The organism is Stenotrophomonas sp. YJH_SMC_120 (genome assembly GCF_059368675.1).
Genome location: NZ_JCAFRY010000001.1, coordinates 138,570 through 164,297, shown reverse-complemented (window position 1 = coordinate 164,297; position 25,728 = coordinate 138,570). Strand labels below are relative to the sequence as shown.

The following is a 25,728-nucleotide window of genomic DNA, read 5'->3' as shown; positions in this document are numbered from 1 at the left end:
CCAGGGTTGCAAACGAAAAAGCCCGCCGGTATCCGGCGGGCTTTTTCATGGGCAGAGAATTCTTCCGCACACATCGTGTCGACCAAGGTCGACACCTACCAGAGCAGAAACAGGGATCCGGTCCCGTGCCGACCAACGGTCGGCACCCACCAACAGCAGCGGGAACCTGTCAGCGGCGGGGTGGGGTGGATATGCAGGACCGTTGGCGCCATGGATGGCGCCATCGAGCCCCCATGGACGGGTTTACGGCGTGTCCTGCATATCCACCCCACCTCGCCAGCCCACGGAAATCCGGCTTTCGACGTTGCCGTTGCCGTTGATCCGGCGGGTGCCGGGCCGCAGGCCCGGCCGAACCCCTCAATTACGCTGGAACAGCGCCTGCACATCCTTCCGGAACGCCGCCTGGCTGTCCGCCCGGCTGTAGAACATGTGCCCGCCCGGATAGCTCCGCACCTGCACCCGGTCCGGGTTGCTGCCCATCGCCGGCATCTGGTCCACCGTCAGGATCGAACCCATGAACGGGCACGACAGGTCGTTCCAGCCATGCACGATCAGCACCTGCAGATGCGGATCGATCGCCACCGCCTGGCGCAGCTGGGTCACCGCACCCTGGCGCAGCTCGCCGTTGCGGTCCCACAAACGATTCACGTCGTAGTTCAGCGCCTGGTAGCGTGCATCCACCTTCCAGCCGACCACGCGCGTCACGAAGTCGACCATCGCCGTGGTGGTCGGCGCAATGATGCTGTCCAGCAGCGGATCATTGGCGCGCTGCTCCGGGTCATTCGGGAATGGATCGAACGCGGTCACATTGGAGTCGTAGCGGCTGCCCAGCGTGCCCTTGTCGCGGAATACTTCGCGCAGGTAGGCCTGGGTTTCAAGACGGCCACCGGCACGGCGCACGAACTGCGGGTCAAGCCCGGTCAGCTCGGTCACCCGGCGCAGCATCGCCTCGGTCGCCTGCGGATCGCTGCGGCCCTTCATCAACGCGGTGGCGTAATCGCCACGGGTGTACTCCACCACCTCGCGCATTGCCGCGTCGGTGAGCCTGCCCTGGCGCTCCAGGTGCGCCGCGGCGATTGACGGCAGCGTCTGCATCCATGCCATCGGCGAGACGTCGGCGTTGTCTTCCAGCGTCGGGCTCAGGTACGGCGAGACCAGTACCAGGCCGTTCATCGCCACGCCCAGCCGGGTCTGCAGGAAATGGGTGATGCGCGGGCCGCGATAGCCGCCGTAGCTCTCGCCGGTCAGGTACTTGCGTGACGCCATGCGCTGGTTGCGCAGCAGCCAGTCGTAGATCGAGCGCGACAGGTACTCGATGTCGGCGCCGGGGTTGTACAGCTGCTTCTTCGCCTCGTCATCGCCGATGCGCGCGCGGCTGAAACCAGTGCCGACCGGGTCGATGAATACCAGGTCGGTGAAATCCAGCCAGGTGCCCGGGTTGTCATGCAGGGTGGCGGGCGCCGAGGCGCTGTCGCCTTCCGAACCGAAGGTGACCACCTTGGGCCCGATCGCGCCCATGTTGAGGTACACCGACGAGGCACCGGGCCCGCCATTGAGCGCGAACGTCACCGGCCGGTCCTTGCCCGGCATCGTGTACGCAGTGAACACCACATCGGCGATGACCTTGCCCTTCTCATCGCGCACCGGCAGGGTGCCGACGGTGGCGGTGTAGTCCAGGGTGCGGCCGGCCAGGCGCATGCTCTGGCGCGCCGACGCATCGGCGGGCAGCGCAGGCGCGTCGGTCCTGTCGTCTTTCGAATCGGGCTTGGTGTCAGCGGCGGGCGCGGCCAGCACGCTGGTGGGGGCGATGAGCAGGCCGACGCAGAGCGCGGCAGTGTGCAGCAGGGACTTCATGGCACCGGATCGGCAGCGGAAGGGGGTTCCGATGCTAGGCCGGTGGAGCACCACGCCGTATGTGTCCAAAGGCATGGCCACGTTCTGCAGCGGCTTGCGGCCAGATTGGATCAAACGGGCAGGGCGGCTGCCGCTTCGTCGTTGGCCAGCAGGCCATAGACGGCCGAGTCCGAAAGCTCGCCCTGAATGCGCCAGCGCTGGCGTAGCACCCCCTCGCGGTGGAAGCCGAGGCGGTCAAGCACATGTGCCGAGGGTACGTTGCGTGGATCGATCTCGGCTTCGATGCGGTGCAGGTGCAGGGTGTGGAACAGATAGCCCAGCATCTGCTGCAGGGCCTCATGCATGTAGCCCTGGCCCTGGCGGTCGGGCGCCAGCAGATAGCCGATCTCGGCCCGCATGGCCTCACGATCAATGGCGAATGCGACGCAGACGCCCAGCAGTGGGCCGTTGGGTGATTCGCGCAGGGCCAGCTTCAACTGGGTGCCGATCGCGTGCGCGGCAAGATCGTCGTCGATCTGTTCGCGGGCTTCGGCCGGTCGTGTCCAGGCCGGATGGTTCCACCAGCGCATCACGTCCGGATTGGATTGCAGCGCGAAAAGCGCGGCCGCGTCGTCACGGCGGATCGGGCTCAGCACCAACCGCGCGCTGTGCAGCGGCAGGGCGGGGAACAGCAGCGAGTGGCTGGCCAATACGATGGTCCACACGGGTGGACGCGCATTATGCCGCCGCCGGGTTTGCCGATGGCGGCGTAATGCCAAGGGCGCATGAGCCGGTAATGCCGGCCGCTGGACGGCAGTCGAGGTTGCCGGCCAGCAGCCGGCACTACCGGGCAACCGGGTCAGAGCCCTTTGCCACAAAGGGATCCGACCCCGTGCCGGGATCAGACTTCCAGCGACGCCAGGTCGCCCTTGCTCTCCAGCCAGCCCTTGCGGTCGGAGGCGCGCTTCTTGGCCAGCAGCATGTCCATCAGCGAGCTCGTCTGCTCGCGATCGTCCACGGTCAGCTGCACCAGGCGGCGCGTATCCGGGTGGATGGTCGATTCGCGCAGCTGCGGCGGATTCATCTCGCCCAGGCCCTTGAAGCGGGTCACGTTGATCGCGCCCTTGATCTTCTCGCGTTCGATCTTGTCCAGCATCGAGCGCTTTTCTTCCTCGTCCAGGGCGTAGAACACCTGCTTGCCCACGTCGATGCGGAACAGCGGCGGCATCGCCACGAACACGTGGCCGGCATCGACCAGCGCCGGGAAGTGCTTCAGGAACAGTGCGGTCAGCAGCGTTGCGATGTGCAGGCCGTCGGAGTCCGCGTCGGCCAGGATGATGACCTTGCCGTAACGCAGGCCGCTGATGTCGTCCTTGCCGGGGTCGCAGCCGATGGCGATGGCCAGGTTGTGTACTTCCTCCGAGGCCAGCACGCTGTTGGACGAGACTTCCCAGGTGTTCAGGATCTTGCCGCGCAACGGCATGATGGCCTGGAAGTCCTTGTCGCGGGCCTGCTTGGCGCTGCCCCCTGCCGAGTCACCTTCCACCAGGAACAGCTCGGTGCGCGACAGGTCCTGGCTGATGCAGTCGGCCAGCTTGCCGGGCAGGGCCGGGCCCTGGGTGACCTTCTTGCGGACGACCAGCTTCTCGGTCTTCAGGCGTGCGCTGGCGCGCTCGATGGCGATCTGCGCGATTTTCTCGCCCAGCTCGACGTTCTGGTTCAACAGCAGGCTGAAGGCATCGTGGGCGGCGCCTTCAACGAAGCCGGCGGCCTGGCGCGAGGACAGGCGTTCCTTGGTCTGGCCACTGAACTGCGGGTCGGTCATCTTCAGCGACAGCACGAACGACACGCGGTCCCACACGTCTTCGGGGGCCAGCTTGACGCCGCGCGGCAGCAGGTTGCGGAAGTCGCAGAACTCGCGCAGCGCCTCGGTCAGGCCGGTACGCAGGCCGTTGACGTGGGTGCCGTGCTGGGCGGTGGGAATCAGGTTGACGTAGCTTTCCTGCACCAGCTCGCCTTCCGGCAGCCAGGCCACGGCCCAGTCCACCACCTCGGTGTCCTTCTTCAGGTTGCCGACGAACAGGTCGGCCGGCAGCGATTCGCGTTCGCCCAGTTCCAGCTTCAGGTAATCGCGCAGGCCGTCTTCGTAGTACCAGGTGTCGACTTCACCGGTGGCCTCATCGGTCAGCTTGACCGTCAGCCCCGGGCACAGCACGGCCTTGGCACGCAGCAGGTGCTTCAGCGCGCGCACCGCGAACTTGGGCGTGTCGAAGTATTTCGGGTCAGGCCAGAAGCGCACGCGGGTGCCGGTGTTCTTCTTGCCGACACTACCGACCACTTCCAGCGGCGTGGCGCGGTCGCCGTTGCGGAAGGTGATGCGGTGCTCGGCACCTTCGCGCTTGATGTGCACTTCCACCAGGGTCGACAGCGCATTGACCACGCTGACGCCGACGCCATGCAGACCGCCGGAGAAGGTGTAGTTGTTGTTGCTGAACTTGCCGCCCGCATGCAGGCGGGTGAGGATCAGCTCGACACCCGGGATCTTCTCTTCCGGGTGGATGTCCACCGGCATGCCGCGGCCGTCATCGCTGACCTCCACGCTGCCGTCCTTGTACAGGGTGATCTCGATCGAGCGGGCGTGGCCGGCGAGGGCCTCGTCCACCGAGTTGTCGATCACTTCCTGCGCCAGGTGGTTCGGGCGCGCGGTGTCGGTATACATGCCGGGACGGCGCTTGACCGGGTCAAGGCCGGACAGGACTTCAATATCGGCGGCGTTATAGCGGGCGTTCATCTGTCTTCGAAAGCTTGGAGCGACGGGCAAGTGTGGGGTCTGGCACGGGATTTTGCACGCCTGCGGTTCAGTCTCGGCGACGCAGAGGGGGTAAAATGGCAGCCGCTGGAATCTGAATGCCGGCGACCCCCGTTGGGTCGAAACATCCAAGCCATACCGCGAGGAGGACCTCATGAAGAAGTTGCTGACCATTGCGATCCTGGCCGCTGCCGCCGTTGCAGTGCCGCTGGTGGTGGCGCAGAACGCCGGCCAGCCGGCCCCGCAGCAGGGTGGCCAGGCCGACAAGGCGCAGGCCGAAGCCGATGCCAAGGCCAAGCGCCGCGCCCAGGCCAATGCCGAAATGAAGGCGCAGGGCCAGCCGGCCCCGCAGCAGGAAGAGGAAGAAGAGGCGCGGAAGAAGAAGTAGTTCTTCCGCCCTCCGAAGCCCTTGCCGCAAGGGATTCGCCCCCCGACGCCCCGCCCAGCGGGGCGTTTCTTTTGGGTGATGGCCGCAACTGCCCCTTGGGTTGGCGGCCATCAATCTGTAAACTATGGCTTTCCGGGAGTAAGTGCGTGTCCACCCTTTGCGAATGGGCTGGCACGGCCATGCGTGGTCGCCAGCAATGCGGGTCGCAGGTGACGGTCGATTTGACCGGCACGGCCGCCCCGACCTCGCAGGGTGGTCCCCGTCCGGCGCCTGCCGCCGCACGGCCCAGCACCTCCCTCGCTGCCCCAGCGAACCGGAAAACCCCCTTCAAGCTCCATGCCCGCCCTCCGGGTGCGCGTGGTGCTGCCGTTTTCCATTTCCAGACAGGATGCTTGCAGCCATGACTCCCTTGATTTTCGTAACCGGCGGCGTGGTGTCCTCGCTCGGCAAAGGCATTGCCGCTGCGTCACTGGCCGCCATTCTCGAAGCCCGTGGCCTGAAGGTCACGATGATGAAGCTCGACCCGTACATCAACGTCGACCCGGGCACCATGAGCCCGTTCCAGCACGGTGAGGTCTACGTCACCGACGACGGCGCCGAGACCGACCTCGACCTGGGCCACTACGAGCGCTTCGTGCGCACCCGCCTGAGCCGCAAGAACTCGGTCACCACCGGCCGCATCTACGAGAACGTGATCCGCAAGGAGCGCCGTGGCGACTACCTGGGCGCGACGGTGCAGGTCATTCCGCACATCACCGACGAGATCCGCCGCTGCATCGATGAAGCCACCGAAGGCTACGACGTGGCGCTGGTCGAGATCGGCGGTACTGTCGGCGACATCGAGTCGCTGCCGTTCCTGGAAGCGATCCGCCAGGTGCGCACCGAGCGTGGCCCGGAGAAGGCGCTGTTCATGCACCTTACCCTGGTGCCGTACATCGGCGCCGCCGGCGAGCTGAAGACCAAGCCGACCCAGCATTCGGTGAAGGAGCTGCGCTCGATCGGCATCCAGCCGGACGTGCTGCTGTGCCGCTCCGAGCAGGCGGTGCCGGATTCGGAGCGCCGCAAGATCGCCCAGTTCACCAATGTCTCCGAACGCGCGGTGATCAGCGTGCCGGACGTGGACGTGCTGTACCGCATTCCGTCGGGCCTGCACGCGCAGGGCCTGGACGAGATCGTGGTCAACCAGCTGAAGCTGGCCGACAAGGCCGGCCCGGTCGACCTGTCGATGTGGGAAGACGCGGTCGACGCGACCCTGCATCCGCTGGACGAAGTGACCATCGCCGTGGTTGGCAAGTACGTCGATCACCAGGATGCCTACAAGTCGGTTGGCGAAGCCCTCAAACACGGTGGCCTGCGCCAGCGCACCAAGGTCAACCTGAAGTGGCTGGAAGCACAGGACCTGGAAGGCACCGACATGGCCGCACTGGCCGATGTCGACGGCATCCTGGTGCCGGGTGGTTTCGGTGACCGTGGTTTCGAAGGCAAGGTGTTGTCCTCGAAGTTCGCCCGCGAGCAGCAGGTGCCGTACTTCGGCATCTGCTACGGCATGCAGGCGGCCGTGGTCGACTACGCGCGCAACGTGGTCGGCCTGGAAGGTGCCAACAGCACCGAGAACGACCGCCAGTCGCCGAACCCGGTGATCGGCCTGATCACCGAATGGCGCACCGCGACCGGTGACGTGGAAAAGCGCGACGACAAGAGCGACCTCGGCGGCACCATGCGCCTGGGCCTGCAGGAACAGCGCCTGAAGCCGGGCACGCTGGCCCGCGAGCTGTATGGCAAGGACGTCGTCGCCGAGCGTCACCGCCACCGTTACGAGTTCAACAACCGTTACCGCACCCAGCTGGAAGATGCCGGCCTGGTGATCGCCGGCAAGTCGATGGACGACACCCTGGTGGAAGTGGTCGAACTGCCGCGCGACGCGCACCCGTGGTTCCTGGCCTGCCAGGCGCACCCGGAATTCCTGTCCACGCCGCGTGACGGCCATCCGCTGTTCATCGGTTTCATCCGCGCCGCACGCGAGCGCAAGGCCGGCGGCAAGCTGCTTTCCGAAGCGCGCGCCTGACTTGTGAATGGGGGCTTCGGCCCCCATCCTGCATGCTTCAACCCCCAGCGCACCGGCCCGACCGGTGCTGCGGACAACAAGGAAACGCCATGAAACTGTGTGGATTCGAGGTCGGGCTGGACCAGCCCCTGTTCCTGATCGCCGGCCCCTGCGTGATCGAGTCGATGCAGCTGCAGCTCGATACCGCCGGCAAGTTGAAGGAAGTCACCGACAAGCTCGGCGTCAACTTCATCTTCAAGTCCAGCTTCGACAAGGCCAACCGTACTTCGGGCACCGCGTTCCGTGGCCCGGGCATGGAAGAGGGCCTGAAGGTCCTGGCCGAGGTCAGGAAGCAGATCGGCGTGCCGGTGCTGACCGACGTCCACGAATACACCCCGATGGACGAAGTGGCCTCGGTGGTGGACGTGCTGCAGACCCCGGCGTTCCTGGTCCGCCAGACCGACTTCATCCGCAAGGTGTGCTCGGCCGGCAAGCCGGTCAACATCAAGAAGGGCCAGTTCCTGGCGCCGTGGGACATGAAGCCGGTCGTGGAGAAGGCCAAGGCCACCGGCAACGAGCAGATCATGGTCTGCGAACGTGGTGCCAGCTTCGGCTACAACAACCTGGTCAGCGACATGCGTTCGCTGGCGGTGATGCGCGACACCGGTTGCCCGGTGGTGTTCGACGCCACCCATTCGGTGCAGCTGCCGGGCGGGCAGGGCACCAGTTCCGGTGGCCAGCGCGAGCACGTGCCGGTGCTGGCGCGTGCCGCCGTGGCGGTGGGCATCTCCGGCTTGTTCGCCGAGACCCATCCGGATCCGTCCAAGGCGCTGTCCGATGGCCCCAATGCGTGGCCGCTGGACCAGATGGAAGCACTGCTTGAGACCTTGATGGAACTCGACGCAGTGACCAAGAAGCACGGCTTCTCGCGCTTCGCGTGAGTCGTGACCCGTGGCTGGCGCTGGAAACCCAGCGCCGCCGCCGGCATTGGAAACAGTGGCCGTGGGGCCTGATCGCACTGGGCCTGGCCGTGCTGTTCACTGTGGGCATGTTCGGTCTGGTGCTGATCGGTGCCGCGTCCGTGCGGCCGCCGGGTGATGGCAGCAGCGCACTCGATCTGCGCGCGTACTTCATTGCGCTGCTGGTGGCAGAGCTGCTCGGTGCAGTGGGATGCGTCGCTGCTGCTGTGCAGGCCTGGAGGCTGAATCGCGGCAAGGTGGCCGCTGGCCTGGCGATCATCCTGCTCTCGCTGTGGCTCGGCGCCCTGTTCTACGGAGTGCTTTGATGAATGCGACCACATCGGCGCGAGGCTGGCCCTGGGGCCTGATCGCCCTGGGGCTGTCCGTGTTGACCTGGATCGCCCTGGTGGTGGGCGTACTGGCCTTCACCGCCGGTTTCCGGCCGCCGGGGGACGGGAACAACGGCGTGCAGGCCACGCAATGGTGGTTGCTGGGCGCACTGGTCACGATGGTGCTGTCCTTCCTGGGCAGCCTGGTGGCGATGGTGCTGGCCTGGCGACGGCGGCGTGGCCCCAACCTGGCGGCGCTTGCTGGTGCATTGCTGGTGATGCTGGTGTCGATGGTCCTGATCGTGATCGGGTCCAGCTGGGGCTGAAGCCGCCCACGCCATTTGGCAAGTGGCGGGCAGCCGGGGATAATCACGCGGCATTCGTTTTGTCTCCCCCTCTCCAGACAGGTAACCGGTCCGACCATGAGCACGATCCGCAGCATCCACGCCCGTGAAATCCTCGACAGTCGTGGCAACCCCACGCTGGAAGCCGAAGTCATCCTGGAGGACGGTTCGTTCGGTCGTGCCGCGGTTCCCTCCGGCGCCTCGACCGGCACCAAGGAAGCGGTCGAGCTGCGTGACGGCGACAAGACCCGTTACCTGGGCAAGGGCGTGCGCAAGGCCGTCGACAACGTCAACACCACGATTGCCGCCGCGCTGAAGGGTTTTGAAGCCACCGACCAGGCCGGCCTCGACCGTCGCCTGATCGACCTCGACGGCACCGAGAACAAGGGCCGCCTGGGCGCCAACGCACTGCTGGGTGTTTCGATGGCCGCTGCGCACGCCGCCGCCGCATCGAACAAGCAGGCGCTGTGGCAGTACCTGGCCGCCAGGACCGGCGTGACCCCGTCGCTGCCGGTGCCGATGATGAACATCATCAACGGCGGCGCGCACGCCGACAACAACGTCGACTTCCAGGAATTCATGGTGCTGCCGGTCGGCTTCACCTCGTTCTCCGAAGCGCTGCGTGCCGGTACCGAAATCTTCCATTCGCTGAAGTCGGTGCTGAAGGGCCACGGCCTGAGCACGGCGGTCGGCGACGAAGGCGGCTTTGCTCCGGACTTCCGCAGCAACGTCGAAGCGCTGGACACCATCCTTGAAGCGATCGGCAAGGCCGGCTACACCGCCGGTGAAGACGTGCTGCTGGGCCTGGACGTCGCCTCCAGCGAATTCTTCGAGAACGGCAAGTACAACCTGGTCGGCGAGAACAAGCGCCTGACCTCCGAGCAGTTCGTCGACTTCCTCGCCGACTGGGCCGCGCAGTACCCGATCATCACGATCGAAGACGGCCTGGCCGAGAACGACTGGGCCGGCTGGAAGCTGCTGACCGATCGCATCGGCAAGAAGGTGCAGCTGGTCGGTGACGACCTGTTCGTGACCAACCCGAAGATCTTCCAGGAAGGCATCGACTCGGGCACCGCCAACGCGATCCTGATCAAGGTCAACCAGATCGGCACCCTGAGCGAAACCCTGGAAGCGATCGCCATGGCCGACCGCGCCGGTTATGCCGCTGTGGTCTCGCACCGTTCGGGCGAAACCGAAGACACCACCATCGCCGACATCGCAGTGGCTACCACCGCCACCCAGATCAAGACCGGTTCGCTGTGCCGCAGCGATCGCGTGGCCAAGTACAACCAGCTGCTGCGCATCGAGGAAGCCCTCGGCGCCGGCGCGCGTTACGCCGGTCGTGACGCGTTCGTTTCGCTGAAGCGCTGAGCCGATGCGCGACTGGCGCTGGATGCTGCTGGTGCTGGCCCTGCTGCTGGGCTGGCTGCAGTACCGCTTCTGGTTCGGTCCGGGCAATTCGGGCGAAGTGATGATGCTCGAAGCCCAGGTCGCCAACCAGGAGCGGGACAATGAGGGTCTGCAGCAGCGCAACGACGCGCTCGCTGCCGAAGTGAAGGACCTCAAGGAAGGTCAGTCCGCCATCGAGGAGCGCGCACGCAGCGAGCTGGGCATGATCAAGCCCGGCGAGAAGTTCTATCGTGTGGTCGAGGATGCGCCGGTCCATCCGGCGCAGCCTGCGGCAGGTGTCAGTGCGCAGGTTGGCGACCACCCGGCGGACGTGCCATGAGTGCGGCCATCTGGGTCGTGGTTCCGGCTGCGGGCCGTGGCACCCGCTTCGGCGCGCCGTTGCCGAAGCAATACCTGCAGGCAGGGGGACAGATCCTGCTTGCCCATACCCTGGACGCCCTGCTGGCGCACCCGGCCGTGGCCGGGGCGATGGTGGTGATCGGCCAGGACGACGCCGACTGGCCCGGCTGGAACGAGTGGGCGGGCAAGCCGGTGCTGACCTGCATCGGTGGCGCGACCCGTGCCGCTTCGGTGCTGGCTGGCCTGCAGGCGCTGCCGGAGACGGTGCGCGCTGATGAGTTCGTACTGGTCCACGATGCCGCGCGGCCGAACCTGTCGCCGGCCGATCTCGGCCGCCTGCTTGAAGTCGGTCGTACCGACCCGGTGGGGGCGATCCTGGCCGCACCGGTACGTGACACGCTCAAGCGTGCAGGCGACGACGGTGGCATTGATGGCACCGAGCCGCGTGAGCGCCTCTGGCGTGCACTGACCCCGCAGCTGTTCCGCCGCCACCAGCTCAGCCGCGCGCTGTCCGACGCCGCTGCCGCCGGTGTTGAAGTCACCGACGAGGCGATGGCCATGGAGCGCCAGGGCCAGCGCCCGCTGCTGGTGGAAGGTAGCGAGGACAACTTCAAGGTCACCACCCCGGCCGATCTGGACCGGTTCGAATTCGTACTTTCCCGCCGCGCCGGCTGACCGTCCGCGTGGCCCTGCTGCAAGGGTTGCATCCATGAGCACCGCACCGTTCCCGCCCGTCCGCATCGGCCAGGGCTACGACGTCCATGCCTTCGGCGAAGGCGATCACATCATGCTTGGCGGCGTGAACGTTCCACACAGCTGTGGCGTGCTTGCGCACAGCGATGGCGACGTGATCCTGCACGCCTTGTGCGATGCGATGCTCGGTGCGCTGGCGCTGGGCGACATCGGCCAGCATTTCCCACCCAGTGACGACCGCTGGAAGGGCGCCGACAGCAGCGACTTCGTGCGTCATTGCGACAGCCTGCTGCGCGAGCGCGGCTGGCGCGTCGGCAACACCGACATCACCGTGATCTGCGAGCGGCCGAAGGTTGGCCCGCATGCGCTGGCGATGCGTGAGCGCATCGGCGGCCTGCTGCAGTTGCCGCTGGATGCAGTCAGCGTCAAGGCCACCACCTCGGAAAAACTGGGCTTCACCGGCCGTGGTGAAGGCATTGCCGCACAGGCGGTCGTGTTGCTGGTGGCGGCATGATTCCGCTGCCGTTGGCATTTGGTGCGCCGTTGTTGACGGCGCGCATCCGCACCACGCCAGACGATTTCCAGGTTGACGAGCTGCCGGCCTTCGAGGCCACCGGCGAAGGCGAGCACCTGTTGCTGCACATCCGAAAGCGCGGTGCCAACACCGTGCATGTGGCCAAGGTGCTGGCCAAGTGGGCGGGCCTGCCGGAAATGGCGGTGAGTTACGCCGGCATGAAAGACCGCCACGCGGTCACCACCCAGCGTTTCAGCGTGCACCTGCCCAAGCGCATTGCGCCGGACCTGGCCGAGCTGGCCAGTGACGAGATCGAAGTGCTCGAAGCGACCTGGCACAACCGCAAGCTGCAGCGTGGCGCACTGGCCGGCAACCGCTTCAAGCTGGTGCTGCGCGAGGTGCGGGGCGATGCCGCAGCGATCAGCGAACGCCTGCAGCAGATTGCCGGGCGCGGCCTGCCGAACTGGTTTGGCGAGCAGCGCTTTGGCCGTGACGGCGGCAACGTGCCGGCGGCACTGGCGATGTTCGGTGGCCGCCGCATGCGCAAGGACCAGCGTTCACTGCTGCTGTCTGCCGCCCGATCGGCGCTGTTCAACCGCGTGCTGGCGGCGCGCGTGGAGCAGGGCAACTGGGATCAGCCACTGGACGGCGAGGTGTGGATGCTGGACGGCAGCCGCAGCGTGTTCGGCCCGGAGCCGTACACCGACGTGCTGGCCGAGCGCCTCGCGCGGTTCGACATCCATCCCAGCGCACCGCTGTGGGGCGAAGGGGAGCTGCGCAGCACCGAAGTGGCACGCGAGCTGGAGCTGGCCGCACTCGACGACGAGGAATCGAAGGCACTGCGGGCCGGGCTGGAAGACGCGCGCCTGAAGCAGGAGCGCCGCGCGCTGCGCCTGCGTCCGGCGCTGCTGCAGCACCAGTGGCTGGCCGACGACGTGCTGGAGCTATGGTTCGCGCTGCCGCCGGGCTGCTACGCCACCGCCGTACTGCACGAGCTCGGCCCGGTCGAAGACGCCTCGCAGGCCTGAGCAGGGCGCGCGGTAGAGTCGACTGTCAGTCGACTTGCGCGCGCAGCGCGGGGTATTCGCTTGCCGCTGGAAGAGCAGTCGACTGACAGTCGACTCTACCTGGACTCATGGCGTCCCCTTTTTTCAGCGCCGCGCCAGCAGCACCAGCACCGCGCCGGTGCCGCCTTGCCCGGTCGGCGCCGAATGGAATGCCAGTACGTCGTTGCGCAGCCGCAGCAGGCGGTCGACCAGGTTCTTCAGTACCGGTGCACCGCCGTCGGACTGCAATCCCTTGCCGTGGATGATGCGCACGCAGCCATACTCGTGTGCATGCGCTTCCAGCAGGAACTGGCGCAGCAGCGTCTCGGCCTGCGCGGCGGTGGCGCCATGCAGGTCCAGTTCGTCCTGCACCGAATACTGGCCACGCTTGAGGCGCTGGAACAGGCGAGGTGGCAGGTTGTCGCGGCGATAGCTGGCCACGTCGCCGGCTTCCAGTGGCGTGCTGTCGCGCAGCAGCCGGGCGAACTCGCCGGCGGCTTCGGCCTCGTCACGTTCGGCCATGCGCGCGCGCGGCTTCGGCCGGGGCGCAGCCGGTGCCGGCTCGGCATCCTTGCGCAGCGGCGTCACTTCGCCGATGGCCGCGCGGAACAACGCGGCCGGATCTTCGTCTTCAGGGTGCGACATGCGCACAGGGTAAACCGCTGGCGCAGGTCTGCCTATGACGGTTCGATGTCGGTCATGACCGCCGGCAGGGTAGGACCGGCGGCTCGCATGCGGCACAATAGACGATGCCCTTGCAGGGTCGACGGCTTCCGCAGGGGAGTACGACGGTCCCGCCCACACTGCACGGTGATGGAATCGAATTCTTGGAAAATCAAGCGGTTAAATCGAAGATGCGAATCCTGGTCAGTAACGACGATGGCGTCGACGCCGCAGGCATCCGGATGCTTGCTTCGGTGCTGCGTGAGGCCGGTCACGAAGTCACGGTGGTCGCGCCCGACCGCGATCGCTCCGGCGCCAGCAATTCGCTGACCCTGGACCTGCCGATCCGCCTCAAGCGCATCGACCATTACACCGTCTCGGTGGCCGGTACCCCGACCGACTGCGTGCACCTGGCGCTGACCGGGCTGCTCGAGTTCGAACCCGACATTGTCGTGTCCGGCATCAACAACGCCGCCAACCTCGGCGATGACGTGATCTATTCCGGCACCGTCTCGGCGGCGATGGAAGGTCGCTTCCTCGGCCTGCCGGCGGTGGCGGTCTCGCTGGTCACCCGCAACCACGATCCGAAACACTTCGAGACCGCCGCGCGCGCTGCGGTGGAGATCGTCGCCCGGCTCAAGGCCGATCCGTTGCCGGCTGACACCATCCTCAACGTCAACGTGCCGGACCTGCCGTGGAGCGAGGTCAAGGGCTTCGAGGTCACCCGCCTGGGCAACCGCCATCGTGCAGAAGGCTGCATCGCGCAGAAGGACCCACGCGGCAACGAGGTGTACTGGATCGGCCCGGCCGGTCGTGAGCAGGACTCCGGCCCCGGCACCGACTTCCACGCGGTGCGCACCGGGCATATCTCGATCACCCCGATCCAGGTCGACCTGACCCGCTACCAGGCACTGGAGAAAGTGGCCAGCTGGGTCGGCGGCCTCAGCGCCGCGCTGGACCAGCCGGCATGAGCCCACGCCTGCGCCTGCAACCGGAAGCCGTCGGCATCGGCATGACCTCGCAGCGCGTGCGCGACCGTCTGGTCGATCGCCTGCGCGAGGCTGGCATCGTCGACGAGTCGACCTTGAATGCGATCCGGGTGGTGCCACGTCATCTGTTCATCGACGAAGCGCTGGCGTCACGCGCATATGAAGACACCGCCCTGCCGATCGGCCACGGCCAGACCATCTCGCAGCCGTGGGTGGTGGCGCGCATGACCGAAGCCGTGCTGCAGGTCTCGCCAAAGAAAGTGCTGGAAGTCGGTACCGGCTCCGGCTACCAGGCCGCCGTGCTCGGCGCGCTGGGCCTGGAGATCTACACCGTCGAACGCATCGGCGACCTGCTGCGACAGGCGCGCAAGCGCTTCCGTGCGCTGGGCATGAATATCCGCACCAAGCATGATGATGGCCGCGCCGGCTGGGCCGAGCACGGCCCGTTCGATGCCATCGTCGTCACCGCCGCGGCGCCTGCACTGGTCGATGAACTGGTCGGGCAGCTGGCCGAGGGCGGCCGCCTGGTGGCGCCGGTCGGCGGGCCGGGTGGGCAGTCGCTGGTGCAGCTGGACCGCAGGGCTGACGGCAGCATCGAACAACGCGTGCTGGCGCCGGTCACCTTCGTGCCGCTGCTGTCCGGCATGCTCGACTAATCCACGGAGCAGGGTTGCATGAAGATTTTCGGGCCGCTGTACGAGCGGGCGATGAAGTGGGCGGCGCACGAACGCGCGCCGACCTACCTGACGGTGTTGAGCTTCTTCGAGGCGATCATCTTTCCGGTGATGCCGGAAGTGATGCTGGCGCCGATGTGCGTGGCCCAGCCGAAACGCGGCTGGTGGTTCGCCACCCTCAGCCTGGCCGGCTCGATGGTCGGCGCGCTGATTGGCTATGCATTGGGTCATTATGCCTTCGAAGCGATCAAGCCGTTGTTCGAAGCACTGGGCATGCTGCCGGCCATCGAGCAGGGCATCACCACCGTGCAGGCCAAGATGGCCGAGTCGCCGTGGGCGGTGTTCACCTTCCTGGTGCTGGGCGGCTTCATGCCCATCCCGATGAAGGTCTTCACGTGGGCATCGGGTATCGTCGGCGTGCCGATGCCGCAGTACCTGTTGAGCATGCTGATCGGTCGCGGCAAGCGCGTGTTCGTGCTGGCTGCGGTCATCCGTATCGGTGGTGCGCGTGCTGAAGCGGCACTGCGTCGCTGGATTGAACCGCTGGGCTGGATCGCCACCGCGTTGGTGGTGGTGCTGATCGCCTGGCTTGTATGGAGGTCGAAGTTCGCATGAATCCTGATCGTCTGAGCAAGGGAGTGCGCATCGGCGCGCTGGCGTTGCTGGTTTCCACCTTGGCCGCCTGCGGCACCGCCACCGTGGTTCGTCCTGGTGGTGGCAGCACCGGCGGTGGTGTGACCACGCCGAAGACCTCGGTGCCCAAGCCCGGGCAGACCGTGGTGGTGCGCAAGGGCGATACCATCTATGCGCTGGCCCGCATCCATGACATCACCCCGGCCGACCTGATTGCCTGGAACAGCCTGGACAACCCTTCGACCATCCATCCGGGGCAGGTGATCCGACTGTATCCGGCCGGTGCCAGCGGCGGCCGCGCGCCGACCACGGTGGTCACCCCGCCGCGCTCGGGTGGCAGCAGCGGCGGCAGCACCACATCGGTCCCGGCCCCGGCGCCGGTGGGTCCGGTGAAGAGCAACATCGCTTGGCGCTGGCCGGCCGATGGCGCGATCGTCGGCCGCTACGTGGCCGGTGACGCGACCAAGCAGGGCGTGGACATCGCCGGTACCAGCGGCCAGCCGGTCAAGGCCACCGCCAACGGTGTGGTGGTGTACTCCGGCGCCGGCCTGGTTGGCTACGGCGAGCTGATCATCATCAAGCACAGCGACCAGTGGCTGTCGGCCTATGGCCACAACCGCAAGCGCCTGGTGAATGAAGGACAGAGCGTGAAGGCCGGTGAGCAGATCGCCGAGATGGGCCGCACCGGTGCGAACCGCGACATGGTCCACTTCGAGATCCGCTATAACGGCAAGCCGGTGGACCCGCAGCAGTACCTGCCGGCACGCTGATCGTCGATTCGCCATCTGGGCGGATCCCCGGCCCGGCGCAGCGCGCCGGGCGTTCGCCGACGGTGCGGCCCATGGGCCGCAAACGCCCTCGGCTCACCCGCTGTAACGGCAATCCGGTCGACCCGCAGCAGTACCTGCCGGCGCGTTGAGGCCGTGGGATCGGGTGGCGCCGGGCAATGCTCGGCGTTCCCGACCTGTAGCGTCGAGCCATGCTCGACTCGCTGTACGCTGGCTGCCGTGGGTGGCCATTTGCGACCATGAGTGGCGCATCTCAAGCTTCCCGGCAAGCCAGGGAAGCGGCATGCTTCAACGGCCCCCTCAATCCGGTGCCGCATGTCTCGCCCAACAGCCCTTTTCGTGCTGCTCATCGTCGCGCCATTGGCGGCCGCCGCCAGCAGCGATCCACGTGACGTGGTCACCCGTCTCTACGACGCCATCCAGGCACCGACGTCGAACGAAACGGCCATTTCCCCGCTGCTGGGTGCGGCCCTCCGCTCAGCCATCGCTGCGCAGCGTGCATATGAACAGGCCTGCACCGCACTGGCGGCGCCCGATGAAAAGCCGCACATGCTGGACCAGAGCCCGTATCTGCTGGCGCCGGATCGACCGGAAACGATATCCGTGGGAATGCCCGGATCGAGCGGTGACGCCACCTGGATCCATGTCGACATGGCCGTGGGCGACTACCGCTGGACCGACCGGGTCCTGCTGCAGCGGCAGGACCGGGACTGGAAGGTCATGGATATCCGCTGGGGGCAGGGCGGCAACCTGATTGGCCGGCTCAAGGCGTTCTCGGCATTCCGCTGCACACCTTCGCGCAGCTGGCCGGGAGCCACCCGGCGACTCGACCTCAGCCTTCCAGAATGAAGGCGGCGGCGACCTTGCGGCCTTCGCCCGCCAGGATGTTGAAGGTGCGCGCGGCGGCTGGATTGTTCATCACTTCCAGGCCGATGCCGCGTGACAGGCAGGCGGCCATCACCACCGCCGGCGGGAACACCTGACGGTCACCCGTGCCGAGCACGATCAGCGCCGGATTCAGCGCCAGGATCGGCTCCAGGTCAGCCACCTGCAGCGCAGTGGCGCTCACCACCGGCCATTGCGTGACCAGCTGGTCCGGGGTCAGGAAGAAACTGCTGCCCAGCGCCTGGTCATTCACCTTGGCCGAGCGGCCATCGGCGGCACGGAGGCTATAGGCGTAATCCGGCGGTTCGTGGTTCAGCTGCATGGCAGTAGGGCGATCAGCCGCGCGGCAGCACGATCTGGCGCTGTTCCTTGCTCGGGCGGTACAGCACGGCGACGTGGCCGATGCGCTGCACCAGCGCGCTTTCGGTGGCTTCGACGATCTCGCCGATCATCACGTCACGGGCGTCGCGGTCTTCAGCAGCGACCTTCACCTTGACCAGCTCGTGGCGCTCCAGCACTTCGTTCAGCTCAGCGATGAAGGCCGGGGTCACACCCTTGCCGCCGGTCTGCAGCAGGGCCTTCAGGTCGTGGGCTTGGCCGCGCAGGAAACGGGTCTGGGAGGCGGTCAGGGCGATGGACATGCAGGAAAACACGGTTGAATGGGGCGATCAGGGTATCATGAGGACCCCATCAGCCCCTATTTTCAATGGCTACCCGCAGCAAAAGCAGCCAGCGCTGGCTCAAGGAACACTTCTCCGACCCCTTCGTGAAGAAGGCCCAGGCCGAAGGCATGCGCTCGCGCGCCGCCTACAAGCTCGAAGAGCTGCTGGAACGTGACCGGTTGCTGAAGCCGCACATGGTGGTGGTCGACCTCGGTGCCGCCCCGGGCGGCTGGTCTCAGCAGGTGCGGAGACAGATCGGCGACACCGGTCGCGTGCTGGCGCTGGACATCCTGGACATGCCGCCGCTGGCCGGCGTGGAGTTCCTTCATGGTGACTTCAGGGAAGAAGCCGTTCTATCGCAGTTTGAAGCCATGCTCGGGGATCAGCCGGTAGACCTTGTGCTGTCGGACATGGCCCCCAATAAGAGTGGTGTAGGCGCGGTCGACCAGCCGCGGATGATGCACCTGGCGGAGCTGGCCCTGGATTTTGCCGACAACCACCTGAAGACCGGTGGGGCGTTCCTGATCAAGCTGTTCCAGGGTGAAGGCTTTGACGACTACGTGCGCGACATGCGTCGCCGGTACGACAAGGTCTCCATCCGCAAGCCGGAAGCTTCGCGCAAGCGCTCTCCCGAGGTGTATGCCTTGGGTCAGGGAAAACGCGCCCACATGAAGTAAGCTCGCAACGTACGCAAGTTCGACCCCAACGCAACGCCAGCACTGAGAGGAACACCGGAGCCAATGAGGATGAACGACTTGACCAAGAACCTCCTGCTATGGGTGGTCGTCGCCGTCGTGCTGATGGTGGTCTTCCAGAGCTTCTCGCCGAAGTCCTCCGGCGCCGGCGCGCAGGGCGCGTCTTACTCGCAGTTCCTGGACCAGGTGGACAGCGGCAACGTGCAGAAGGTCGCCTTTGGCGGCGACATGCGCGGCGGTACCAGCCAGCTGACCTACACCACCCGCGGTGGGCAGTCGTCCACCATCACCGCGCCGTTCGATCGTGACCTGATCAACGTGCTGCGTACCAAGAACGTGGAGATCGTGCAGGAGGAGCCGTCCAGCGGCATTTCCCTCGGCGCGATCCTGATGAATTTCCTTCCGGTCATCCTGATCATCGGCTTCTGGTTGTTCATCATGCGCCAGATGCAGGGCGGTGGCGGCGGTGCCAAGGGCGCGATGTCCTTCGGCAAGTCGCGCGCCAAGCTGCAGGGCGAAGACCAGATCAAGGTCACCTTCGCCGACGTCGCCGGCTGTGACGAGGCCAAGGAAGAAGTGGGCGAACTGGTCGACTTCCTGCGCGACCCGTCCAAGTTCACCAAGCTGGGTGGCAAGATTCCGCGCGGCGTGCTGATGGTGGGCCCGCCGGGTACCGGCAAGACGCTGCTGGCCAAGGCCATCGCCGGCGAAGCCAAGGTGCCGTTCTTCTCGATCTCCGGTTCGGACTTCGTGGAAATGTTCGTCGGCGTCGGCGCCAGCCGCGTGCGTGACATGTTCGAGCAGGCCAAGAAGCACGCGCCGTGCATCATCTTCATCGACGAAATCGACGCCGTCGGCCGCCACCGTGGCGCCGGCCTGGGCGGCGGTCACGACGAGCGCGAGCAGACCCTGAACCAGCTGCTGGTCGAGATGGACGGTTTTGAAGGCGGCGAAGGCGTGATCGTGATCGCTGCGACCAACCGTCCGGACGTGCTGGACCCGGCGCTGCTGCGCCCGGGCCGTTTCGACCGCCAGGTCGTGGTCGGCCTGCCGGACGTGAAGGGCCGCGAGCACATCCTCAAGGTCCACATGCGCAAGCTGCCGTTGGCTGACGACGTCGAGCCGATGGTGATCGCGCGTGGTACCCCGGGCTTCTCCGGTGCGGACCTGGCCAACCTCTGCAACGAGGCGGCCCTGTTTGCCGCGCGTGGCAACGAGAAGGAAGTCCGCATGGACCACTTCGACCGTGCCCGCGACAAGATCCTGATGGGTGCCGAGCGCCGCTCGATGGCCATGAGCGAGGACGAGAAGACCCTGACCGCGTACCACGAGGCCGGCCACGCCATCGTCGGCCGCCTGGTGCCCGAGCACGACCCGGTCTACAAGGTGACCATCATTCCGCGCGGCCGTGCGCTGGGTGTGACCATGTACCTGCCGGAAGGCGACAAGTACTCGATGAACCGCGTGGCGATCCAGTCGCAGCTGTGCTCGCTGTACGGCGGCCGCGTCGCTGAAGAACTGATCTTCGGCGAGGACAAGGTCACCACCGGCGCCTCCAACGACATCGAGCGTGCCACAAAGATGGCCCGCAACATGGTCACCAAGTGGGGCCTGTCCGAGCAGCTCGGCCCGATCGCCTATGGCGAAGAGGACGACGAGGTGTTCCTGGGCCGTTCGGTCACCCAGCACAAGAGCGTGTCCAACGACACGGCGCGCCGGATCGACGAGGAAGTGCGCAACATCCTCGACAAGGCCTACGCCCGCACGACCCAGCTGCTGACCGAGAACATCGACAAGCTGCACGCGATGTCGCAGCTGCTGCTGCAGTACGAGACCATCGACGCGCCGCAGATCGACGCGATCATGGAAGGCCGCGATCCGCCGCCGCCGGCGGGCTGGAGCAAGTCGAACAAGGATGGCGGCAACGACAAGGGCGGCGACGCCCGTCCGCTGCCGCCGATCGCAGGCCCGGCCGAATCGCACTGACGGCCCGCTGCAGGTGACACCAGACGAGGCCGGGGCAACCCGGCTTCGTCGTTTCCGGGCCACTGGCCCATCCCGAAGAACCGATCTGACGCTGGAGCCCGCATGTCCGCCCCGAAGCCCGAACCGATTTCCCACACTGCCGAAATGGTGATCGCCACCGTGGTCGGCGTGGGTGTGGGCCTGGGGGCCGACAACCTGCTGCTGGGCTGCGTGGTGGGTATCGGAGTCGGCATCGTGCTGAGCATTGCCAGGACCCTGTACGTGGACCGCAAGCGCCGCCGCCGTTGAGGGGGTGTCGGGAGGGCTTCGCCCTGCACCCGTGGTAGTGCCGGCCGCTGGCCGGCAACCTCAACAGCAACAGCAACAGCAACAGCGGGCTTTCCGTAGGATGGCGGGGCGGTGTCGGAGGGCGGGGGCGCTGCAAGTACGTCCCTGTAAGCTTGGCAGCCGCATCCATGCGGCTGACACCCCGCACTCCGACACCGCCCCACCTCTGACAGATTCCTGCTGCTGTTGGTAGGTGTCGACCTTGGTCGACACGTAGATCCACGCCATGCGTGGATGAATCTCCATCGAACTCGAGTATCTCGAGAATTGAACGAAGAGCATCCACGCATGGCGTGGATCTACCGGTCCCCATCCAACCGTCACCGGGAATCTGTCGGAGGTGGGGCGGTGTGGGGCTGCAGGACCGTTGGCGCCATGGATGGCGCCATCGAGCCCCCAAGGACGGGTTTACGGCGTGTCCTGCAGCCCCACACCGTCCCGCCAGACCATCAGCAATCCAGAGCCGCATTAGCTTTGGCCGTTGCCTCTGCGGGTGCAGGGCGCCGCCCTGCCGAACTAAACTACCCGCCGTTGTCCCTGCAGGATTGCCCATGTTCGATACCTCGCCCCAGCTCGATTGCGCCGGCCGCATCCTGCGCCTCGATCGTGCCCAGGTCATGGGCATCGTCAACGTCACCCCGGACTCGTTCTCCGATGGCGGCGCGCACGACACCACCGAGGCTGCGGTCGCCCATGGCCTGAAGCTGGTCGAGGAGGGCGCGGACCTGCTGGACATCGGCGGCGAATCGACCCGGCCGGGCGCTGCGCCGGTATCGGTGGAGGAGGAACTGCGCCGGGTGATTCCGGTGATCGAGCAGCTGGCCGCACGCACCCGGGTGCCGATCAGCATCGACACCTTCAAGCCGGAAGTGATGCGCGCGGCGGTGGCGGCTGGCGCCGGCATGATCAATGACATCTACGGCCTGCGTCAGGAAGGGGCGCTGGACGCCGCCGCTGCAACCGGCGTGCCGGTGGTGCTGATGCACATGCAGGGCGAGCCAGGCCACATGCAGGCCGATCCACATTACGACGACGTGGTCGCCGAGGTGCACGGCTTCCTGGTCCAGCGCCTGTTCGCTGCCGAGATGGCGGGCATTGCGAAGAAGAACCTGCTGATCGATCTCGGTTTCGGTTTCGGCAAAACCACTGCCCACAACATGACCCTGCTGGCACGCTCCGAGCGGTTCCTGGAGCTGGGCCTGCCGATGCTGGCTGGCCTGTCGCGCAAGCGCAGCCTGGGCGAACTGACCGGTCGCGACACGCCGTCCGAGCGCGTGGCCGCCTCGGTGGCCGCGCACCTGATCGCGGTGCAGCGCGGCGCACGCATCGTGCGCGTGCATGACGTGGCCGCCACCATCGATGCGCTGAAGATCTGGCAGGCAGTCGAGGCCGTGCCAACGCCGCGCGCCGACGCCACGCCGACGATCCGCTGGCCGGACGTAGACTGATGGGCATCGACCGGCGGCCACTGGCGATCGCCGTGATGGGGCCGACCGCCAGTGGCAAGACCGCCACCGCGATCGCCCTGGCGAAGCAGCTGGATGGCGAGATCGTCAGCGTCGATTCGGCGCTGGTCTACCGGCATCTGGATATCGGCTCGGCCAAGCCGGATGCGGCCGAGCGGGCGCAGGCGCCGCACCATCTGCTGGACCTGCGCGATCCGTGGCAGACCTATTCGGCGGCCGAGTTCGCCGCCGATGCCGGCCGCGTCGTGGCCGACATCGTGGCACGCGGCAAAACGCCGATCCTGGCAGGTGGCACGGGGCTGTACTTCCGGGCCCTGCTGCAGGGCCTGTCGCCGATGCCGGAGGCCGACCCGGTGATGCGCGAAGCACTCAGCACCGAGGCGGCCGAGCGGGGCTGGGCGGCACTGCACGCAGAACTGGCCATGGTCGATCCAGCCGCAGCCGCACGTATCCATGCCACCGACCCGCAACGCATCCAGCGGGCGTTGGAGGTCTATCGCCTCACCGGCACGCCGATCAGTGAATGGCAGCGCCGGCCCGGCGTCGCGCCATTGCCGGTGCGCACCCTCAAGCTGATCCTCGCCCCGCGTGACCGCGCGGTACTGCACCAGCGCATCGAGGCGCGCTTCGACGCCATGTTGGCGCAGGGCTTCCTGGACGAGGTGCGGGCACTGCGTGCAATGCCGGAAATGGCCGCCGTGACGGCGCCGCTGGACCTGCCGGCGGTGCGCGCGGTTGGCTATCGCCAGGCCTGGGAATACCTGGACGGGGAGGGTGATGCTGCCCGTTTCCGTGACAAGGCGATCTTCGCCACCCGGCAGCTGGCCAAGCGCCAGCTGACCTGGCTGCGCGGCGAGCTTGATGCGCGCTGGTTCGACCCCCATGTCGATGGGGAGCGCCTCGCCGGCGCGGTGTCGACCTTCGTCGCACGCTGAACCCCCGCCAGCCGTGTAACATCATCGGTCGGCGGGCGGCTCGGGGGCCGTGGCAACCGTCGGCAACCCAATAAGAACAATAATCAGGAGTGTGCAATGTCCAAGGGGCAATCGCTGCAGGATCCTTTCTTGAACGCACTTCGGCGCGAGCGCGTGCCGGTTTCGGTGTACCTGGTCAACGGCATCAAGCTGCAGGGCACGATCGAGTCGTTCGACCAGTTCGTGGTCCTGCTGCGCAACACGGTCAGTCAGATGGTCTACAAGCATGCCATTTCCACGGTCGTTCCGGCACGCAACGTGAAGGTTGGCCCGGGCGGTGGTTACGTGCAGTCGGGTGAAGGTGGTCAGGCAGGTGATGAAGCAGACGAGTAAGACCGGAGCGGTGAATGTTTGACCGCTCGAAAAAGGGTGAACACGCCCTGTTGATCCAGCCCCATTTCGGCAAGCTGGAAGACGATGTGCTGGAAGAATTCGGTGATCTGGCCCGCTCGGCTGGGGCCAGCATCGCCGCGACGATCACTGCGCGCCTGGACCGACCGAATCCGTCGACCCTGATCGGCAGCGGCAAGCTGGACGAGATCAAGGCTGCGGCAGATGCCAGCGGTGCCGACCTGATCCTGGTCAACCATGCGTTGAGCCCGGGCCAGGAACGCAACCTGGAACGTTTCCTCGAGCGCCGGGTGATCGACCGTACCGGCCTGATCCTGGACATCTTCGCCCAGCGTGCACACAGCCACGAAGGCAAGCTGCAGGTCGAACTGGCGCAGCTGCGTCACCTGGCCACGCGGCTGGTGCGCGGCTGGACCCATCTGGAGCGCCAGCGCGGTGGTTCGATCGGCCTGCGTGGCCCGGGTGAAACTCAGCTGGAAACCGACCGCCGCCTGCTGCAGAAGCGGGTCGAACAGCTGCAGAAACGCCTGGAAAAGGTGGAAGTGCAGCGCACCCAGATGCGCCGTGCACGCGTGCGCAGCGAACTGCCGCGCGTGGCCCTGGTGGGCTACACCAACGCCGGCAAGTCGACCCTGTTCAACGCCATGACCGGCGCCGAGGCTTATGCCGCCGACCAGCTGTTCGCGACGCTGGACCCAACCGTGCGCCGCATTGCCGTGCCGGGGGGCAACGTGGTGCTGGCCGACACCGTCGGTTTCGTCCGCGACCTGCCACATGACCTGGTCGCCGCGTTCCGTTCGACCCTGTCCGAAGCGCGCGAGGCCGATTTCCTGCTGCACGTGGTCGACGCCGCCGATCCGCATCGCGAGGAGCGCATCGCCCAGGTCGACGAGGTGCTGACCGCGGTCGGTGCCGGCGACCTGCCGCAGCTGCTGGTGTTCAACAAGATCGACCGCATCGACGGTGCCGACGTCCGCCACGACGGCCAGGATGGCATCCCGGACGAATCGCGCCGCGAGCGGGTGTGGATTTCCGCACGCGACGGGCAGGGCCTGGAGCTGCTGCAGGCGGTGCTGGGCAAGCGCCTGGGCCTGCAGCACGTGACCGGCGAACTGCGCCTGCCACCCGATGCCGGCCGCCTGCGCGCGCGCCTGCACCAGCTGGAAGTGATCCGCAGCGAGCAGGCCGATGAAGACGGCTGGCTGCTGCAGGTCGACCTGCCGATCGCCGAAGCCGAAAAGCTGGCCGCCAGTGCCGACGGCGCGCCGATCCGGGCGCTGCTGCCGGAGAAGCTGCCGGAGTGGTGAGGTAGCGGCCAATCCCCGGTAGTGCCGGCCGCTGGCCGGCAACCACCGTGCTGGAGGGGCGCGACATCCGCCTGTCATCTGCGGTACAACGTGCAGGTTCTTCACCCCACCGTCATGCCGATGTCCATTCCCACCGACGCCGACCTCAACGCCCAGTCCGCCGCGCTCGGGCAGCGCCTGCAGCAGGCTTCGCTGCAGCTGGTGACCGCTGAAAGCTGCAGTGGTGGCTGGATCGCCAAATGCATGACCGACATTGCCGGTTCCTCGGCGTTCTTCGACTGCGGTATGGTGGTCTACAGCTACGAGGCCAAGCAGCGCCTGCTGGGTGTGCGCGCGCAGACGCTGGAGCAGTTCGGCGCGGTCAGCCGCGAAACCGTGCTGGAAATGGTGTCCGGTGCGCTGGTCAATTCGGGTGCCGGCATCGCCGTCGCGGTGACGGGCATCGCCGGTCCCGGCGGCGGCAGCCCGGACAAGCCGGTCGGCAGCGTCTGGATTGGCTGGAAGCGCCGGGGCGGCTATGCCCGCGCCGAGCTGTTCCAGTTCGATGGCGACCGCGAAGCCATCCGCCGGCAAACCGTGGCGGCGGCATTGCGCGGTATCGACGCCCAGCTGTGACATGC

Annotated in this window: 29 protein-coding genes; 23 read left to right on the top strand and 6 right to left on the bottom strand. The window is 66.7% G+C overall.

Translation table 11 applies throughout. From position 1 onward, the window contains the following. Window positions 1-357 precede the first annotated feature (357 nt). The 3 genes from AC5P60_RS00915 to parE all read right to left on the bottom strand — a co-directional run bounded on the left by AC5P60_RS00915 (window position 358) and on the right by parE (window position 4,624). Window positions 358-1,854, bottom strand: coding sequence for a S10 family peptidase (locus AC5P60_RS00915; RefSeq protein WP_005408994.1), 1,497 nt, complete (start codon window positions 1,852-1,854; stop codon window positions 358-360). Between the two features lie 110 nt (window positions 1,855-1,964). Continuing rightward, complete coding sequence (locus tag AC5P60_RS00910; RefSeq protein WP_024956351.1) at window positions 1,965-2,543, bottom strand: GNAT family N-acetyltransferase; 579 nt, start codon at window positions 2,541-2,543, stop codon at window positions 1,965-1,967. A gap of 191 nt (window positions 2,544-2,734) precedes the next feature. Beyond that, a complete protein-coding gene (gene parE, locus AC5P60_RS00905) occupies window positions 2,735-4,624 on the bottom strand; it encodes a DNA topoisomerase IV subunit B (protein ID WP_005408996.1) in 1,890 nt (629 codons plus the stop codon). Window positions 4,625-4,796: 172 nt separating this feature from the next. Here parE and AC5P60_RS00900 point away from each other — a divergent pair, with 172 nt between their 5' ends. From AC5P60_RS00900 to truD, 10 genes are all read left to right on the top strand, one after another. Further along, window positions 4,797-5,030 (top strand): hypothetical protein, encoded by a 234-nt coding sequence (locus AC5P60_RS00900; protein ID WP_005408997.1) that lies wholly within the window; start codon window positions 4,797-4,799, stop codon window positions 5,028-5,030. 400 nt (window positions 5,031-5,430) lie between these two features. Further along, entirely contained in the window at window positions 5,431-7,095 is a 1,665-nt protein-coding gene (pyrG, locus tag AC5P60_RS00895) for a CTP synthase (RefSeq protein ID WP_033834124.1), read from the top strand. A gap of 89 nt (window positions 7,096-7,184) precedes the next feature. Further along, window positions 7,185-8,015, top strand: coding sequence for a 3-deoxy-8-phosphooctulonate synthase (gene kdsA / locus AC5P60_RS00890; protein ID WP_005408999.1), 831 nt, complete (start codon window positions 7,185-7,187; stop codon window positions 8,013-8,015). Continuing rightward, window positions 8,012-8,359, top strand: coding sequence for a hypothetical protein (locus tag AC5P60_RS00885; protein WP_005412922.1), 348 nt, complete (start codon window positions 8,012-8,014; stop codon window positions 8,357-8,359). The genes kdsA and AC5P60_RS00885 overlap by 4 nt, the downstream gene beginning before the upstream one ends. Continuing rightward, window positions 8,359-8,688, top strand: a complete 330-nt coding sequence (locus tag AC5P60_RS00880; protein ID WP_483692835.1) for a hypothetical protein — start codon at window positions 8,359-8,361, stop codon at window positions 8,686-8,688. Before AC5P60_RS00885 ends, AC5P60_RS00880 begins: the two co-directional genes overlap by 1 nt. Window positions 8,689-8,784: 96 nt before the next feature. Next, a complete protein-coding gene (gene eno / locus AC5P60_RS00875) occupies window positions 8,785-10,077 on the top strand; it encodes a phosphopyruvate hydratase (protein ID WP_005409002.1) in 1,293 nt (430 codons plus the stop codon). 4 nt (window positions 10,078-10,081) lie between these two features. Then, a complete protein-coding gene (gene ftsB, locus AC5P60_RS00870; protein WP_005412924.1) occupies window positions 10,082-10,435 on the top strand; it encodes a cell division protein FtsB in 354 nt (117 codons plus the stop codon). Further along, window positions 10,432-11,130, top strand: a complete 699-nt coding sequence (gene ispD, locus AC5P60_RS00865; RefSeq protein WP_005409004.1) for a 2-C-methyl-D-erythritol 4-phosphate cytidylyltransferase — start codon at window positions 10,432-10,434, stop codon at window positions 11,128-11,130. Before ftsB ends, ispD begins: the two co-directional genes overlap by 4 nt. Window positions 11,131-11,164: 34 nt before the next feature. Beyond that, window positions 11,165-11,662: a 2-C-methyl-D-erythritol 2,4-cyclodiphosphate synthase gene (ispF, locus tag AC5P60_RS00860; RefSeq protein WP_005409005.1), complete on the top strand. Its 498-nt coding sequence runs from the start codon at window positions 11,165-11,167 to the stop codon at window positions 11,660-11,662. After that, window positions 11,659-12,690: a tRNA pseudouridine(13) synthase TruD gene (truD, locus tag AC5P60_RS00855; protein WP_495201661.1), complete on the top strand. Its 1,032-nt coding sequence runs from the start codon at window positions 11,659-11,661 to the stop codon at window positions 12,688-12,690. The genes ispF and truD overlap by 4 nt, the downstream gene beginning before the upstream one ends. A 123-nt stretch (window positions 12,691-12,813) precedes the next feature. On the opposite strand, the gene AC5P60_RS00850 is transcribed toward truD, so the two are convergent. Then, window positions 12,814-13,353, bottom strand: coding sequence for a Smr/MutS family protein (locus AC5P60_RS00850; RefSeq protein WP_005409007.1), 540 nt, complete (start codon window positions 13,351-13,353; stop codon window positions 12,814-12,816). Between the two features lie 209 nt (window positions 13,354-13,562). On the opposite strand from AC5P60_RS00850, the gene surE reads away from it, so the two are divergent. The 5 genes from surE to AC5P60_RS00825 all read left to right on the top strand — a co-directional run bounded on the left by surE (window position 13,563) and on the right by AC5P60_RS00825 (window position 17,304). Then, the gene (surE, locus tag AC5P60_RS00845) at window positions 13,563-14,342 is read left to right on the top strand and encodes a 5'/3'-nucleotidase SurE (RefSeq protein WP_010485979.1); all 780 of its coding nucleotides are present in this window, start codon (window positions 13,563-13,565) and stop codon (window positions 14,340-14,342) included. Further along, the gene (locus AC5P60_RS00840) at window positions 14,339-15,016 is read left to right on the top strand and encodes a protein-L-isoaspartate(D-aspartate) O-methyltransferase (protein ID WP_005409009.1); all 678 of its coding nucleotides are present in this window, start codon (window positions 14,339-14,341) and stop codon (window positions 15,014-15,016) included. The genes surE and AC5P60_RS00840 overlap by 4 nt, the downstream gene beginning before the upstream one ends. Window positions 15,017-15,034: 18 nt before the next feature. Next, window positions 15,035-15,649 carry a YqaA family protein gene (locus AC5P60_RS00835; protein WP_005409010.1) on the top strand — a complete coding sequence of 205 codons (615 nt, stop codon included), beginning with the start codon at window positions 15,035-15,037 and terminating at the stop codon, window positions 15,647-15,649. After that, window positions 15,646-16,437: a peptidoglycan DD-metalloendopeptidase family protein gene (locus AC5P60_RS00830; RefSeq protein ID WP_005412928.1), complete on the top strand. Its 792-nt coding sequence runs from the start codon at window positions 15,646-15,648 to the stop codon at window positions 16,435-16,437. Before AC5P60_RS00835 ends, AC5P60_RS00830 begins: the two co-directional genes overlap by 4 nt. Before the next feature lie 333 nt (window positions 16,438-16,770). Further along, entirely contained in the window at window positions 16,771-17,304 is a 534-nt protein-coding gene (locus tag AC5P60_RS00825; protein WP_049454833.1) for a hypothetical protein, read from the top strand. Here the strand turns inward: AC5P60_RS00825 and AC5P60_RS00820 are convergent. Together AC5P60_RS00820 and yhbY are read right to left on the bottom strand one after the other, a co-directional pair. Next, the gene (locus tag AC5P60_RS00820) at window positions 17,288-17,662 is read right to left on the bottom strand and encodes an Mth938-like domain-containing protein (RefSeq protein ID WP_005409013.1); all 375 of its coding nucleotides are present in this window, start codon (window positions 17,660-17,662) and stop codon (window positions 17,288-17,290) included. The two genes, AC5P60_RS00825 and AC5P60_RS00820, sit on opposite strands and share 17 nt — an antisense overlap. A 13-nt stretch (window positions 17,663-17,675) precedes the next feature. Further along, the gene (gene yhbY / locus AC5P60_RS00815; protein WP_004152868.1) at window positions 17,676-17,981 is read right to left on the bottom strand and encodes a ribosome assembly RNA-binding protein YhbY; all 306 of its coding nucleotides are present in this window, start codon (window positions 17,979-17,981) and stop codon (window positions 17,676-17,678) included. 65 nt (window positions 17,982-18,046) lie between these two features. On the opposite strand from yhbY, the gene rlmE reads away from it, so the two are divergent. From rlmE to AC5P60_RS00775, 8 genes are all read left to right on the top strand, one after another. Then, window positions 18,047-18,679, top strand: a complete 633-nt coding sequence (rlmE, locus tag AC5P60_RS00810; RefSeq protein ID WP_005409014.1) for a 23S rRNA (uridine(2552)-2'-O)-methyltransferase RlmE — start codon at window positions 18,047-18,049, stop codon at window positions 18,677-18,679. A 69-nt stretch (window positions 18,680-18,748) separates the two neighbouring features. After that, window positions 18,749-20,683, top strand: a complete 1,935-nt coding sequence (ftsH, locus tag AC5P60_RS00805) for an ATP-dependent zinc metalloprotease FtsH (protein WP_005409015.1) — start codon at window positions 18,749-18,751, stop codon at window positions 20,681-20,683. Window positions 20,684-20,785: 102 nt separating this feature from the next. Then, complete coding sequence (locus AC5P60_RS00800) at window positions 20,786-20,971, top strand: hypothetical protein (RefSeq protein WP_021202558.1); 186 nt, start codon at window positions 20,786-20,788, stop codon at window positions 20,969-20,971. A gap of 590 nt (window positions 20,972-21,561) precedes the next feature. Beyond that, a complete protein-coding gene (folP, locus tag AC5P60_RS00795) occupies window positions 21,562-22,458 on the top strand; it encodes a dihydropteroate synthase (RefSeq protein ID WP_033834133.1) in 897 nt (298 codons plus the stop codon). Further along, complete coding sequence (gene miaA, locus AC5P60_RS00790; protein WP_005412933.1) at window positions 22,458-23,411, top strand: tRNA (adenosine(37)-N6)-dimethylallyltransferase MiaA; 954 nt, start codon at window positions 22,458-22,460, stop codon at window positions 23,409-23,411. The genes folP and miaA overlap by 1 nt, the downstream gene beginning before the upstream one ends. 96 nt (window positions 23,412-23,507) lie before the next feature. Next, window positions 23,508-23,783: an RNA chaperone Hfq gene (gene hfq / locus AC5P60_RS00785; protein ID WP_004152891.1), complete on the top strand. Its 276-nt coding sequence runs from the start codon at window positions 23,508-23,510 to the stop codon at window positions 23,781-23,783. Between the two features lie 14 nt (window positions 23,784-23,797). Then, window positions 23,798-25,108: a ribosome rescue GTPase HflX gene (gene hflX, locus AC5P60_RS00780; protein WP_005412934.1), complete on the top strand. Its 1,311-nt coding sequence runs from the start codon at window positions 23,798-23,800 to the stop codon at window positions 25,106-25,108. A gap of 120 nt (window positions 25,109-25,228) precedes the next feature. Then, on the top strand, window positions 25,229-25,723 hold the full coding sequence (locus AC5P60_RS00775; RefSeq protein WP_005409020.1) for a CinA family protein: 495 nt from the start codon (window positions 25,229-25,231) through the stop codon (window positions 25,721-25,723). Window positions 25,724-25,728 lie beyond the last annotated feature (5 nt).